Here is a 14,118-nt window from a genome sequence, read left to right as displayed (position 1 = left end):
AAACGGCGGTGATTCGGCCGGCCGCTAAAAACGACGTACTTCTCAACCGATAAATCGCAATGCGGCATGCCTGCGCGGGCATAAGCGGCCTTTTTAAGGGGAAAACGCTAATGCCGATGTCGCTTTTTGTGCCTTGAACTGAACATATTTCGTTATTAAGTTGCGTAGCTAAACCGATTCTTCTATTTTAGCAGGCATTTCCAATATCCCTGATAAGAGTAATTTATGGCACACAAAATTTGGGTGATGGGCGACGCGGTGGTCGATCTCATTCCGGAAGACGCCGAGCGTTATCTCAAATGTCCAGGCGGCGCGCCCGCCAATGTGGCGGTGGGCATCGCCCGCCTGGAAGGTCGGAGCGCGTTTATCGGCCGGGTAGGCGACGATGTGTTCGGCCATTTTCTGCGCGACGTACTGAATCGGGAACAGGTGGATACGCGTTACATGATTGGGGACAGCGCCCATCGAACCTCCACCGTGGTGGTCAGCCTCGACCAGGATGGCGAACGTTCATTTACCTTTATGGTTCGCCCCAGCGCCGATCTGTTTATACAACCGAGCGACCTGCCCGAGTTCAAAAAAGGCGAATGGCTGCACCTCTGCTCCATCGCCCTATCCCAGGAACCGTCGCGCGGCACGGCTTTTGAAGCGATGAGACGCATCAAGGCCGTAAACGGATGGGTCAGCTTCGATCCCAATATCCGCGAGGACCTCTGGTCCAGCGAACAATCGCTGAAAACCTGCCTCGACCAGGCGCTGGCGCTGGCGGACGTCGTCAAGCTATCGCGCGAAGAGCTGGCGTTTCTCAGCGCCACCGCCGACGTGGAGCAGGGCATCGAAGAACTGATGCAGCGCTATCCGATTAAATTGCTGTTAGTCACCATGGGCAGCGAAGGCGTATGGCTGCATGACCGCCGGCAACGGCAGCATTTCCCTGCGCCCTATGTCACCCCGGTGGACACCACCGGAGCAGGCGATGCCTTTGTCGCCGGCCTATTACAGGCGCTGGCCGAGTATGACGACCTGTCCCAGCCGGCTTCCTGGGACGGCGCGATCGAACAGGCGCAGCTGTGCGGCGCGCTGGCGACCACGGCGAAAGGCGCCATGACGGCCCTGCCTCTCGCCCGGCAGCTCAACTCGACGTCGCTGGCCCGGCCCTAACCTCCACTTCACGCCCGCTTAAGCATCCTGTTTTGTAGGCAGGATCACACTTACAGAAACAGGTTGGTAAATATCCTTGCCAACCTGATCCCCGCCCCTTATTTTCTCTCCGAAAAATCGGTTTAGCATTTTAGCAAAAACGGATTTTTAGCACACCAAAGGTCCCCCCCAAGGATAAGAGAGAATAAAAAATGAAACCAAACCGACTCGCCATAGCCATTGGACTTGTACTCTTCAGCCCCTTTTACGCCTCTGCCGCCGGCTCCGACAGCATCGAAGCCCGTCTGAACGCGCTGGAACAGCGTCTGCAACAGGCCGAACAGCGCGCGCAGGCGGCTGAAGCCAGAGCGGAAGCCGCGGAAAGCCAAACCCGGCAGTTAGCGGCCCGCACCACGCAAACCGAACAGAAAACCCAGCAGGTGGAGCAACGCACCACGGCGCTGGCCAGCCAGAAGTCATTCGCCGACGGGTTTGAATTCCACGGCTACGCGCGCTCCGGCCTATCGGTCAATGATTCCTCCACCAGCTCGAAAACCGATATCGGGCCGGGCATGTCCCCCGCCGGGCAGACCGGCGGCCATATCGGCCGTCTGGGCAACGAAGATGACACCTACGTTGAACTGAAGCTGGAGCACAAACAGAAACTGGACAATGGCGCGACGACGCGCTTCAAGGTGATGATGGCCGACGGCCAGCGCAGCTATAACGACTGGACGGCCTCCAGCAGCGATCTTAACGTGCGTGAAGCCTTTGTCGAACTAGGTTCGCTGCCGACCTTCACCGGCGCCTTTAAAGACACCACGCTATGGGCCGGTAAGCGCTTCGATCGCGACAATTTCGATATCCACTGGCTGGATAGCGACGTGGTATTCCTTGCCGGCACCGGCGGCGGGATTTATGACGTCAAGTGGGCGGATAGCGCCAAGAGTAACTTCTCGCTATATGGCCGTAGTTTTGGTTCGCCGGACGGTTCAAACAGCACGGTTAACGAAGATATTAAAAACTACGTCTTGACCGCCAACAACTACGTCGGCCCGTTCCAATTCATGCTTAGCGGCATGAAGGCGAAGGATAACGAGGCGCGTCCGAACACCAGCGCGGAAGTCACTAACGTCAATGCGGGCGATAAAGGCTATCACGCCATGATCGCCTACCATGGCGACAGCTTCTACGGCCTGCGCGACGGGACATCGAAAACCGCCATTCTCTACGGCCACGGCCTGGGCGGCGAAGTGAAAAACGTCGGTTCAGACGGCAACCTGACCAATGACGCCAATACCTGGCGCTTCGCCACCTACGGCACCACCGCGCTGAGCAAGACCTGGAGCTTCGCGCCATCCATTCTGGCGCAAACCAGCAAGGATCGCTATGTCGAAGGCGATAGCTACCAATGGATCACCTTTAACGCGCGGTTAATTCAGGAGATCACCGAAAACTTTGCGCTGGCCTATGAAGGCAGCTACCAATATATGGATTTGGATCCGAAAGGTTATACCACAGCCAGCCTGGGCAAGCTAAACAGCGTCAGCGGCGGCTTCTACAAGCTGACCTTCGCGCCGACGTTCAAGGTCGGCGATATCGCCAACTTCTTCAGCCGTCCGGAGCTGCGCCTGTTCGCCAGCTATATGGACTGGGATAAACGTCTGGATAACTACTCCAGCGAAGATACCTTTGGCTCCACCGGCTTTAAAGCAGGCGGCGAATGGAACTTCGGCGTCCAGATGGAAACCTGGTTCTAAAACGTCAGCGTAATACCGCAGCGCACGCCGGTTATCGGGCTTTCCGACAACCGGCGGCGAGGATACCTATCAAAGAGGAACAAAATGGACATTAACGCCACAGCGTCAGCGCTGATCCCCCTGCTGGGCGGGAAAGAAAATATCGCCAGCGCCGCCCACTGCGCCACCCGCCTACGGCTGGTGCTGAACGACGATAGCCTGGCCGATAAAAAAGCGATTGAGAATGTTGAAGGCGTCAAAGGCTGCTTTCACAATGCGGGGCAAATCCAGATAATTTTCGGCACAGGGCTGGTCAATAAAGTCTATGCCGAATTTATCAAAGCGGCCGGCGTCAACGAGTCAAGCAAGTCTGAGGCCGCCACGCTGGCGGCGCAAAAACTCAATCCGCTGCAGCGTCTGGCCCGCCTGCTGTCAAACATCTTCGTCCCCATTATTCCGGCGATCGTGGCGTCCGGTCTGCTGATGGGGCTGCTCGGGCTGATTAAAACCTACGGCTGGGCCGACGCCGGCAGCGCGATTTTCATCATGCTGGATATGTTCAGCTCCGCCGCCTTTATCATTCTGCCTATTCTTATCGGTTTCACCGCCGCGCGGGAATTCGGCGGCAACCCCTATCTGGGCGCGACGCTGGGCGGCATCCTCACCCACCCCGCGCTTACCAACGCCTGGGGGGTAGCCGGCGGCTTCCAGACCATGAACCTGTTCGGCCTGGAGATCGCCATGGTGGGCTACCAGGGCACCGTATTCCCGGTGCTGCTGGCCGTCTGGTTTATGAGCCTGGTGGAAAAACGCCTGCGCAAGGTGGTGCCCGATGCGCTAGATATCATTATCACCCCCTTCCTGACCGTAGTGATTTCCGGCTTTATCGCCTTGCTCATCATCGGCCCGGCGGGTCGCATGCTGGGCGACGGCATCTCCTTTGTGCTGAGCACGCTGATTTCCCATGCCGGTTGGCTGGCCGGTCTACTGTTCGGCGGTCTCTATTCCGTCATCGTCATTACCGGCGTTCACCACAGCTTCCACGCCATAGAAGCCGGGCTGTTGGGTAACCCGAACATCGGCGTTAACTTCCTGCTGCCTATCTGGGCGATGGCCAACGTCGCTCAGGGCGGCGCCTGCCTGGCGGTCTATTTCAAAACGCGCGATGCTAAAATCAAAGCCATCGCCGTCCCGGCCGGTCTTTCCTGCCTATTGGGGATCACCGAAGCAGCGATATTCGGTATCAACCTGCGCTTTATCAAACCGTTCCTGGCGGCGCTGGCCGGCGGCGCGCTCGGCGGAGCATGGGTGGTCTTCAATCATGTCAATATGACGGCGGTAGGCTTAACCGGCTTTCCCGGACTGGCGATCGTTCAGGCCGGTTCGATACTGAGTTACCTGTTCGGCATGCTCATCGCCTTTGGCGCCGCCTTTATCATTTCATTCCTGCTGAAATACAAAACGGATAGCAAATAATGATGGAAATCCACTTGTTAAAGCGTATGGCGCACGCCCTGATGTCTAACCCGGCCCGCATCGGCGACGATCCTCACCGTCCGTATTGGCATCTGTCGCCAAACGTGGGCCTACTCAACGATCCGAATGGATTTATCCATCATGAAGGGCGTTACCATCTGTTTTATCAGTGGAATCCGTTAGCCTGCGCTCACGGAGCGAAATTCTGGGGGCACTGGAGTTCCGCCGATCTGGTGCACTGGCGCCATGAACCTGTCGCGCTGGTGCCCGGCGAAAGTTACGAGACGCACGGATGCTACTCCGGCTCCGCCGTGGTTGATCAAGGCGCGATAACCCTGGTTTACACCGGTAATGTGAAATACGACGACGGCTCGCGCACGGCATTCCAATGCCTGGCCAGAGAGAACGCCGACGGCGAATATGACAAGCTGGGACCGGTGCTGGATCTGCCGAAGGGCTATACCGGCCACGTCCGCGATCCGAAAGTGTGGAAACATGACGCGCACTGGTACATGGTGCTGGGCGCGCAGGATAAACAGCTGCAGGGCAAGGTGCTGCTGTTTCGCTCAGGCGATCTGCGCCGCTGGGATAAAATCGCCGAGATTGCCGGTTCCCGGCTCGGCGGACTGGGTGATTTCGGCTATATGTGGGAGTGTCCGGACCTGTTCCGGCTGAACCAACGGGACGTTCTCATCTGCTGCCCGCAGGGCATTCCGGCGCAAGAAGAGCGTTATCTGAATACCTTTCAGGCGGGTTATTTTATCGGGGAGCTGGATTATCAAAGCGGTAATTACCGGCACCATGAATTCAATGAGCTGGATCTCGGCTTCGACTTTTACGCCCCGCAGACGACGCAAAGCGCGGACGGACGGCGCTTGATGTTCGGCTGGATGGCCATTCCCGACGAGAACGAGTTTTTCGTCCCCACCATTGAGCAGGGCTGGATCCACACCATGACCTGCCCGAGGGAGCTGACGCTACGCGAAGGCAAACTCTATCAGCAGCCCGCGCGCGAGCTGCAACAGCTGCGCACGCGGCCCACCTCATGGCAAGGCATCGCCAGCGCCGTGCCGCCGCTCCCGGTAAACAGCGCCGAGGTCATTCTCGCGGCCCAGGAGGAATTTCAGCTGGATATAGCCTCGCAGCTGGGCCTGTGCTGGGACGGAGAACGCCTGACCCTGACTCGGCGCAATCGGCGCACCGGCGAGCCGGAACAGCGCTACTGGCGCGGGGCGCTACGGCAATTGCAGATCTTGTTCGACCGTTCGAGCGTTGAGATTTTCATCAATGACGGCGCGGCGGCGATGTCCGCCAATTATTTCCCGGACGGGGAGGCAATGCTTGCTTTCAGCGGCGCGGGACGATTGACATTGCAGCACTGGCTGTTGGCGCCATGCGTGATAGAATAATATCCCTTTTTTCTGACGGCGGATGGCTCAAGCGGTGAAACAGACCAAACGCGTAACAATCAGTGATATCGCCGCGCTCTCGGGCGTATCCAAATCCACGGCCAGCGTGGTGCTTAATGGCCGCAGCAAAGAGTTCCGCGTTTCTGACGCCACCCGCGATCGCATTATGGCCATCGCCCACGAGCAGCGTTATCAGCCCAGCATTCACGCCCGTTCACTGCGTTCGACCCGCAGCAATACGCTGGGTCTGGTGGTGCCGGAAATGACCAACTATGGTTTCGCCATTATCTCGCGCGATCTGGAAATGCTGTGCCGCGAAGCGGGACTACAGCTCCTTATCGCCTGTACCGATGAAAATCCGAGTCAGGAGCTAATGGCGGTCAACAGCCTGATACAGCGTCAGGTTGACGGCATCATCGTGGCATCCAGCATGCTCAGCGACATCGAGTACCAGAAAATCAACCAGCAATTGCCGGTGGTGCAATTCGACCGGGCGATCGGCGAGTCCGAGCTGCCGCTGGTGATGACCGAGTCGGTGGAATCGACGGCCGAACTCGTCGAGCGCATCGCCCGCCGGCACGGCGATGAGTTCTATTTTATCGGCGGCCAGGCGCGCATCTCCCCGACGCGCGACCGTCTGGCCGGCTTTCGGCTGGGGTTGCAACGCGCAGGCGTGGAGTGCCGCCCTGAATGGGTTATTCATGGCGATTACCACCCTAGCTCAGGCTATGAAATGTTCGCCCGGCTCTGCGCCGAACTGGGCCGGCCGCCGAAAGCGCTCTTTACCGCGGCCTGCGGCCTGCTTGAAGGGGTACTGCGTTATATGAGCCAGCATAATCTGATGGAAAGCGATATTCATCTGTGCAGCTTCGACGATCACTACCTGTTCGACTGCCTACCGTTGAAGATCGACACCATCGCCCAGGATAGCGAACGTTTGGCGGGGAATAGCTTCGACATGATCAGCGCGTTGATTGAGGGGCGTTCTTTAACGCAGGATAAGCGCTATCTCCCGCCCATGCATATCCAGTGGCGGCACCCTGACTCGCGTCAATGAGCCAGGGCTTCCGGCGATGACTATCTCGCCTTCGCCGCCGATTCCGCGCCGACCAGACCCACTTTAAGGTATCCGGCTGCGCGCAGCGCATCCATCACTCTCATCATGGTTTCATAATCCACGCTCTTGTCCGCCTGGAAGAAAATGGTGGTCTCTTTATTGGCGCTGGTGGTGACATCCAACGCGTGGCCCAGCGACTGCTCATTGACGACTTCATCGCCGACATATAATTGCTTGTCGGCTTTCACCGTCAGATAGACCGGCTTTTCAGGACGAGGTTGAGGAGCCGCGGACGAAGCGGGCAGATCGACGCGGATATCAACGGTAGCCAGCGGCGCTGCGACCATAAAAATGATCAGCAGAACCAGCATGACGTCGATAAACGGCGTCACGTTGATATCATGCATTTCGCCGTCATCGCCTAAATCATCATGAAAATGTATCGCCATGGCTTATCCCACCCGCAATTTCTGCGTCGATGAAGCATTTCGTCCGTCGTTGCTGGCCGCGACATCAAGATCGCGGCTCAACAGCAGCAGTATCTGCGCGGCGGCGTCGCCGACCAGCGCTTTATAGCCGGCGATCCAGCGGGCGAACACGTTGTAGATCACTACGGCGGGGATGGCGGCCACCAGACCGATAGCCGTCGCCAGCAGCGCTTCGGCGATGCCGGGCGCGACCACGGCCAGGTTGGTGGTCTGCGTTTGCGCGATGCCGATGAAGCTATTCATGATGCCCCATACGGTGCCAAACAGCCCGATAAACGGCGCCACCGCGCCCACCGTCGCCAGATAGCCATTGCCGCGCCCCATCAGGCGGCCGGTCGCGGCGACGCGGCGTTTTAGACGGAACGCGGCGCGCTCTTTAATCCCTTCATCATGCTCCGAAAGAGCGGACAGCGACAGTTCGTTCTGCGCGTCGGCCAGCAGTTGCCGCGCCACGCTGCCGGCCTTGAACGCGCCGGCCGATTCCGCGGCGTCATCCAGGGTTTTGGCTTGCTCCAGCAGCTGGTACTCATTACGCAGGCGGCGTTTGGCGCCCATCAGTTCGACGCTTTTACTGAAGAAAATCGCCCAGGTGATAACGGAAGCCAGCAGCAGGCCGATCATCACGGTTTTCACCACCAAATCGGCGTGCTGGTACATACCCAGGACGGACAAATCCGTTCTCATCAGGCTTGTCGTGCCGGGCAGGGCGCTGGGCGGCAGGGAGAGGGCGGAGCCTGGAGCGGCGCTTTCAAGCACGGCCGGCGGCGCGACGGGGGCATTTTGCGCCGCCGGGGCGGCAACGGCCGAGGTCGGGGAATCGCCGGCGTTATCGCCGGACAACGGCGCGGCGGCCGGCGCGGCCAGCGCATTTCCACTTAGTCCCGCGGTTAAAAACAGGGCAATCAGCACGCTGCGGGAAAATGCGCTAAATGCGCCACGTTTTTTTTGCCAGGTTGATGATGCCTGCTGGGTAATGTTACTGACAGCCGTATTCACGCTGTGCCTCCACCGTTAATCCATCACAATGACACAATAAATCAGCCTGAAATGATATCAAACCCTGAATTAATTGATAGTTGTTCTCATTATTATTTATGCATCGCCAAAATGCCTTTGATAATGATAACAATTAATATTAATAGGAATAGCTGGTACACTCGGCGTACAAAAAACGTCCGGGAGAAAAAACGCCGTTTACGGCGGCCCGTCAGGGCAGAGGGCAAGACGCCCCACGTAAGTTTTTTGACATCGCGTCAGCGACAACCCATTGGGTGACCGCCAGAGATGGCGGGTCATACAAAAAGGCCATCCTCTCAGGGAGAAAATCCATGTCCACACCCCACGACGCCCCCAAAACCCCCTATCGGCCGGCGCCCCCGCAGCTGGTGCAGGTCAAAGCGATTCGGGACATTACGCCAGGCCTGCGGCGCATTACCTTCAGCGGCGAAAATCTGCATAGCTACCCGCCCGACTGCGAAGGCTGGCACCTGAAAATTCTGTTACCCCGCGCAGGGCAGCTGAAACCGGCCATCCCCACCCTCACCCCCCAGGGGCCGCAATGGCGTGAAGGCGACGTGCCGCCGGCGATCAGAACCTACTCGGTGCGGGCCATCCGGCCGGCGCAGCGCGAACTGGATATTGAATTCGCCATGCACGGCGAAGCCGGAGGGCCGGCGCTGACGTTCGCCCGTCAGGCGCGGCCCGGCGACTGGGTCGGCATCTCCAATCCCGGCGGCCCCAGCCCCATGCTGCCGGAGGCCGCCCACTACTTTATGGCCGGCGACCCCACCTCACTGCCGGCGATCGCCGCGCTGCTGGAAAAAATGTCGCCGGACGCGCGGGGCAAGGTCATTATTCGCGTGGATCGGGAAGCCGACGTTCAGGACCTGGAGAAACCGGCGGGGGTGGAGATCGTCTGGCTATGGGGCGATATCTCCCTAACTGAAAAAATGGTGGCGATATTCGCCTCCTGGGAATTGCCCGTTCAGGACGCCACATTCTGGATCGGCGGCGAGGATCGGCTGATCAAATCGCTGCGTCGCTATATTCGCCGGGAAAAAGGGGTCGATCGCCAGCGCATCTACGCCATTCCTTACTGGCGCCACGGCTACGATGAGGAGAGTTATCACGACCTGCGCCATGAGGTTATGGACAGCCAGGACTGAAACGCAAAGCGCGGCGATCGCCTCCATCATATAGACATCGCCGCGGATAGTTTTTCGGTTCGGAATAACCTCTCCTTTGTCCTCAGAACGTCAATTCAAGCGACGCGCCGATTGTTCGATCGGGTTTCACCTCGGAGAGGTATGTTCCGGTGCGCGTGCTGCCGTAGTAGTTCATCACGCTGTCGTTATTGTCGAACAGGTTCTGCGCGAACAGCGTGGCGCGGCCCTGTTTGAAGTTGTACGCCAACTGCAGGTTGCTTCTCCAGTACGAGGAGATGCGGCCACGCGCATCGTTGTCGGCGTTGGAATAGTAGGAGTCCGAGAAGGTGACGTTGCCGCTCAGTTCGAAACTCCGCAGGAAGCGCCAGGTAGCGCCGACGTTGGCGGTATAGCCCGGCGCGCGCGCCAGTCTGTTGCCCTCCAGGCTGCTGGCGGAAAAGCGCTCGATCTTGGATTTCAATAGCCCGACCGATCCGTTCATCTCAAACGACCAGGACGGCGTCCAGCGCGCGCCCAGTTCGGCGCCGTAGGTCTCCACCTTATCCGCGTTGAGGATCACCTCGGCGCCGTTGACGGTGGTAGGCAGCTGCATGTCCTTATAATCGTTATAGAAAATATTGGTGGTGAGTTCAACGTCGCTATCCTTCAACTGATGGCGGCTGAACAGCTCGTAGTTCCAGACGTATTCCGGGTCGTAGGTATAACTGATGAAGGGCTCATAAAACGTCATCCCGGCGCCGCCGCCGTTGTAGCCGCGCGCGATGCGCGCGCCATAGGTCTGCCCCGGCTGCGGCTTCCAGGCCGCTTCGACCTTGGGCAGAAAGACGTCGTAGGTCTTGTCGAAATCGATCGCCACGTTGCTGCTGCCGCCCACGCGCCTGCGCTCTTCATGCTCGAAGCGCCCGCCCAGCGTCACGTCGACCTGCGGCGCCACCGCGTAGGTGGCTTCGGCGAACGCCGAAAAGGTTTGAGTCTTGTCGTCGAAGGTGTTCATGCCGCCGTAGTAACTGGCCATATTGACGTACTCGTCCTGTTTGGCGTAGAAGTAGCGCAGCCCGACCAGCGCGCGCAGCCGATCGTCGCCGTCGCCGAAGTGCGCCAGCGGCTCCAGTTGGAACTCCTTGCCGTCGATCTCGGCGGCCTGTAGGCCGTCATAGGTGCGGCGATGGTTGTCGAAGTCCGTGTATATCAGCTTGTTTTCCAGTTTGAACGCATCAACGCCCTCCCAGGAGATATCCCAAATGCCGCTGGTGGACCTGGTCTCGAACACCGGCCGCCGCGCCTCATAGCGCGAGCTGGTGGTGGCCTCATTCTGCGGCGCTTCGGTATCATAATGATTTACCGCCAGCCTGGTGGTCAGATCCGGCAAGGCGGCGGGGTTGTACAGCAGTTTGAAACGCGAGGTCGTTATTTCCACCTCGCGCGGATCGCCGACCGGCGCATAGGCGACCATATCGGCGCTGCTGCGCCGCTGCTGGCGGTCGACGCTGACGCGGAACGCCAGCTCGTCGTCAACCAGCGGCCCGGACGCCATCGCCGCCGTCTGCGAATAGTGCCGGTTGCCGATGCCGCCCTTCACCGCCGATTCCCAGTGGAACATCGGATCTTTCGAGGCGATCACCATCGCGCCGGCGATAGAGTTTCGCCCCTGCAACAGGCTCTGCGGACCGCGGAACACCTCGACCCGCTCGATATCCCACAGCGACAGCGGACCGAAGCCGAGTTCGTTATAGCTGAGCGAACGGCCGTCGATCGTCACGTTCATACGGGGACGCGAACCGTTCAGAAAGGCGTGCGCGCCCTGCGCCGGCCCGGTGCCGTCGACGCCGCGGATAGTGGGAAGATCGTTGCCGATGCCGATATCGACGATGTTCGACGTCATCTTGAGCAGGTCCGACGCCGTAGAGACGCCCGGCACCGCTTCGAGCCGGCGGGCGTCGTAGACCTCCACGCTTGAGCCGGTGTCGTAAATCGAGCGGTTGCCCTTCTCGCCGGTGACCACGATGGTGTCAGTCTCCGACTGGGCCGCCGCCGCTCTGACCTCCTCTTCTTCGCCGGCGGCCCGGGCATCGGACACCGGCAGGGCGATGAATCCCAGCAGCAGGGCCGCGACCGAGCCGGCGCGGCGTAAACTCGCCGATTCTTTTTTACTCTCCGAACGCATGCATCGCCGAGCCGAATGTAACGTATTCATCAATAACTCTCCTTTAGCAAAAGTGCACAAAATCTGTTCTGCTCACATAAGAAAAGCGACCGTGATTTTCACTTTACAAACGGCATAGAGGATCCGGCGCCCCAGAGGCACGCGTCGCCATGCCAATGGGCAGGCTTAACCTGCTCTGGCGCCATCGCTTAATTATTAGTCTGCGCGGTCTATCCGCGATGGTCATATAAAACGAGAGACGCGCATCCCCATCAGGCGCCGGGCGTTGCGTCATTTGATGATAAAAGCGGTACAATTATTGTTACGAATAATAATATTTAGCATTAATTAATGCAAATCATTATCATTTAAGAAAAAGTTCAGAAGCGGCGCGATCGGGTCAGCAGCCAGAGCAGATAGAGCCCGCCGACAATACCGGTCATACGCCCGACGGGCGCCGCGACGGTCAAAGGAAGTAATTGCGTCGTCAGATCGGCCAGCAGCAACAGGCAGGCGCCCATCAGCGCGGCGCCGATCACGGGCAGCGCCCGCGAGCGGGTCAGCCGCGCCACCAACTGCGGGGCGGCCAGGGCGATAAAGGCCACCGGCCCGGTGGCGCCGGTGGCCAGCGCCGCCAGGAGCACCGCGCAGAAAATCATCGTCAGGCGGACGCGCTCCACGCGAATGCCAAGCTGGCGGGCGATATCGTCCCCCATCTCTATCATGGTGAGCCGTCTGGCCGACAGAAGAATCGGCGGCAGCAGCGCCAGTACGCCCGTCATGACCGGAATCAGATGCATCCAGGTGCGCGACTGCACCGAACCCGCCAGCCACAGGTTCGCCATCACCGCGTTATCCAGATCGCCCTTCACCAGCAGAAAGCCGTTCAGGGCGCTAAGCGTCGCCCCGACGCCGATCCCGGTAAGAATCAAGCGATGGCCTTTTACCATCCCGCCCTTCAACGACAGCAGATACACCAGCAGCGACGTCGCGATGCCGCCCGTTATCGCGGCGCAGGCGACGGCCATCGGGCCGGTGTTGAACAGAACGATTTGAATCAGCGCCCCGCTGGCCGCGCCGGTGGTGCAGCCGATAATATCGGGAGAGCCCAGCGCGTTGCGCGATACGGACTGGAAGATCGCCCCGGAAACGCCCAGCGCCGCGCCGACGAAAATGGCGGTCAGCGTTCGCGGCAGACGGACATTGCGAATGATGCGGGCGCCTGGGCCGCCATCGCCGCCCCCGAGGATCGCATCCAGAATTTGCGCCGCGCTGAGATTGAAGCGCCCCAGCGTGACGGAAAACGCGGCCAGCGCCAGCAAAAGCACCAGCATCACCGCGCACACCGCCAACGTTCGCGGGGAAACCAGCAGCGACACCCTTCCCCGGCGCCAGAGAATGCCGGCTACGCCGGGCGGCCGGCGGGAAGCGGGCGCGGCGTTCATAGCTGTGCGAGCTTCCATCGCCGCACCAGCGCCACGAATACCGGCCCGCCAATCAGCGCCACCATAATGCCGACGCTGATTTCCCCCGGATAACCCAGCAGCCGACCGAGAATATCGGCCGTTACCAGCAAAATCGCGGAGATCAACATGGAATAAGGCAGGATCCAGCGATAGTCCGACCCGGCCACGAAGCGCGCGAAATGCGGAGCGGTCAGCCCGACGAAGCCGATCGGCCCGGCGGCGGCCGTGGCGGCGCCCGCCAGGACGATAATGGCCAGCGCCGACAGCAGCCATACCCCGACCGCATTAACGCCGAGCGATTGCCCCAAATCCCTGCCGAGCGCCACCATATCCAGCGCTTTGGCCAGGGCCAGCGCCAGCAGCAGGCCGGCCGCCGCCAGAACCGATACCGGAATCAGCACCGGATAACCGCGCCCCTGCAGGGACCCCACGGCCCAGTGGCGGAACTGATTAAACACCGCCTCATCGCTGTTGACGGTAATCAGCTGAGTCAGCGCCAGCAGCACCACCGTCAGCGCCGCCCCCGCCAGCACCACGCGAATCGAATTGATTCCCCGCCAGCCGCCGCCCAGCAGATAGACGGCGCTGCCGACCAGCCCGGCGCCGGCCAGCCCGAACCACATATATCCGGCGACATCGGTGATCCCCAGAAAGGCGATCGCCGCGACGATCGCCACCATCGCCCCAGCATTCACCCCGAGGATGCCGGGATCGGCGAGAGGATTGCGAGTCAGCGCCTGCATGATGGCGCCGGAGACGCCCAGCGCGGCGCCCACCACCATCGCCAGCAGCGTGCGCGGCACCCGCAGATAGCGGACCAGCAGATGCTCGCTATTGCCGGGGTCGAACGCCACCAGCGCCTGCCAGGTCACCGGCGACGGAATGGGCCGCGCGCCGATAAACAGGCTCCATACGGCCAACGCCGCCAGCAGCAGCGCGCCGAACGCCAGCCCGCGGCGGCGAAATCTGAATTTACCGCGGCGGGAGCGGGTTGCGGAGTGAACAACGGAAGGCATGGCGTTTTTTATCCTGTAG

General features: G+C 60.0%; 11 protein-coding genes. 6 read left to right on the top strand and 5 right to left on the bottom strand.

Going from position 1 to position 14,118, the window contains the following annotated elements; genetic code table 11:
• Positions 1–225 precede the first annotated feature (225 nt).
• From VSX58_RS08235 to VSX58_RS08215, 5 genes are all read left to right on the top strand, one after another.
• Positions 226–1,161 (top strand): aminoimidazole riboside kinase, encoded by a 936-nt coding sequence (locus VSX58_RS08235; RefSeq protein ID WP_327617664.1) that lies wholly within the window; start codon positions 226–228, stop codon positions 1,159–1,161.
• 191 nt (positions 1,162–1,352) lie between these two features.
• Positions 1,353–2,900: a carbohydrate porin gene (locus tag VSX58_RS08230; RefSeq protein WP_327617663.1), complete on the top strand. Its 1,548-nt coding sequence runs from the start codon at positions 1,353–1,355 to the stop codon at positions 2,898–2,900.
• An 84-nt stretch (positions 2,901–2,984) separates the two neighbouring features.
• On the top strand, positions 2,985–4,355 hold the full coding sequence (locus VSX58_RS08225) for a sucrose-specific PTS transporter subunit IIBC (RefSeq protein WP_327617662.1): 1,371 nt from the start codon (positions 2,985–2,987) through the stop codon (positions 4,353–4,355).
• On the top strand, positions 4,355–5,764 hold the full coding sequence (locus VSX58_RS08220) for a glycoside hydrolase family 32 protein (RefSeq protein WP_327617661.1): 1,410 nt from the start codon (positions 4,355–4,357) through the stop codon (positions 5,762–5,764). The genes VSX58_RS08225 and VSX58_RS08220 overlap by 1 nt, the downstream gene beginning before the upstream one ends.
• A gap of 34 nt (positions 5,765–5,798) precedes the next feature.
• Positions 5,799–6,821, top strand: coding sequence for a LacI family DNA-binding transcriptional regulator (locus tag VSX58_RS08215; RefSeq protein ID WP_327617660.1), 1,023 nt, complete (start codon positions 5,799–5,801; stop codon positions 6,819–6,821).
• A 20-nt stretch (positions 6,822–6,841) separates the two neighbouring features.
• Here VSX58_RS08215 and exbD read toward each other — a convergent pair whose 3' ends face one another.
• Positions 6,842–7,270: a TonB system transport protein ExbD gene (gene exbD / locus VSX58_RS08210; protein ID WP_327616007.1), complete on the bottom strand. Its 429-nt coding sequence runs from the start codon at positions 7,268–7,270 to the stop codon at positions 6,842–6,844.
• A 3-nt stretch (positions 7,271–7,273) separates the two neighbouring features.
• A complete protein-coding gene (gene exbB, locus VSX58_RS08205) occupies positions 7,274–8,305 on the bottom strand; it encodes a tol-pal system-associated acyl-CoA thioesterase (RefSeq protein WP_327617659.1) in 1,032 nt (343 codons plus the stop codon).
• 332 nt (positions 8,306–8,637) lie between these two features.
• Between exbB and VSX58_RS08200 the strand changes: the two genes are divergently transcribed.
• The gene (locus tag VSX58_RS08200; RefSeq protein WP_327617658.1) at positions 8,638–9,474 is read left to right on the top strand and encodes a siderophore-interacting protein; all 837 of its coding nucleotides are present in this window, start codon (positions 8,638–8,640) and stop codon (positions 9,472–9,474) included.
• Positions 9,475–9,556: 82 nt separating this feature from the next.
• On the opposite strand, the gene VSX58_RS08195 is transcribed toward VSX58_RS08200, so the two are convergent.
• From VSX58_RS08195 to VSX58_RS08185, 3 genes are all read right to left on the bottom strand, one after another.
• Positions 9,557–11,668 carry a TonB-dependent receptor gene (locus tag VSX58_RS08195; protein ID WP_327617657.1) on the bottom strand — a complete coding sequence of 704 codons (2,112 nt, stop codon included), beginning with the start codon at positions 11,666–11,668 and terminating at the stop codon, positions 9,557–9,559.
• Positions 11,669–11,997: 329 nt separating this feature from the next.
• Positions 11,998–13,080 carry a FecCD family ABC transporter permease gene (locus VSX58_RS08190; RefSeq protein WP_327617656.1) on the bottom strand — a complete coding sequence of 361 codons (1,083 nt, stop codon included), beginning with the start codon at positions 13,078–13,080 and terminating at the stop codon, positions 11,998–12,000.
• Positions 13,059–14,099: a FecCD family ABC transporter permease gene (locus VSX58_RS08185; protein WP_327617655.1), complete on the bottom strand. Its 1,041-nt coding sequence runs from the start codon at positions 14,097–14,099 to the stop codon at positions 13,059–13,061. The genes VSX58_RS08190 and VSX58_RS08185 overlap by 22 nt, the downstream gene beginning before the upstream one ends.
• Between the last annotated feature and the right edge of the window lie 19 nt (positions 14,100–14,118).

It is taken from the genome of Brenneria populi (genome assembly GCF_036016195.1).
Taxonomy (GTDB): domain Bacteria; phylum Pseudomonadota; class Gammaproteobacteria; order Enterobacterales; family Enterobacteriaceae; genus Brenneria; species Brenneria populi.
The sequence above is the reverse complement of the archived record's forward strand: the minus strand, read 5'-3'. Positions and strand labels throughout refer to the sequence as shown.

What these genes read in the sequence shown, in the direction of transcription:
- VSX58_RS08190 (WP_327617656.1), bottom strand. Translation starts at nt 13,080, where the DNA reads ATGGAAGCTCGCACAGCTATGAACGCCGCGCCCGCTTCCCGCCGGCCG.
- VSX58_RS08220 (WP_327617661.1), top strand. Translation starts at nt 4,355, where the DNA reads ATGATGGAAATCCACTTGTTAAAGCGTATGGCGCACGCCCTGATGTCT.
- VSX58_RS08230 (WP_327617663.1), top strand. Translation starts at nt 1,353, where the DNA reads ATGAAACCAAACCGACTCGCCATAGCCATTGGACTTGTACTCTTCAGC.
- VSX58_RS08185 (WP_327617655.1), bottom strand. Translation starts at nt 14,099, where the DNA reads ATGCCTTCCGTTGTTCACTCCGCAACCCGCTCCCGCCGCGGTAAATTC.
- VSX58_RS08200 (WP_327617658.1), top strand. Translation starts at nt 8,638, where the DNA reads ATGTCCACACCCCACGACGCCCCCAAAACCCCCTATCGGCCGGCGCCC.
- VSX58_RS08195 (WP_327617657.1), bottom strand. Translation starts at nt 11,668, where the DNA reads ATGAATACGTTACATTCGGCTCGGCGATGCATGCGTTCGGAGAGTAAA.
- VSX58_RS08225 (WP_327617662.1), top strand. Translation starts at nt 2,985, where the DNA reads ATGGACATTAACGCCACAGCGTCAGCGCTGATCCCCCTGCTGGGCGGG.
- VSX58_RS08235 (WP_327617664.1), top strand. Translation starts at nt 226, where the DNA reads ATGGCACACAAAATTTGGGTGATGGGCGACGCGGTGGTCGATCTCATT.
- exbD (WP_327616007.1), bottom strand. Translation starts at nt 7,270, where the DNA reads ATGGCGATACATTTTCATGATGATTTAGGCGATGACGGCGAAATGCAT.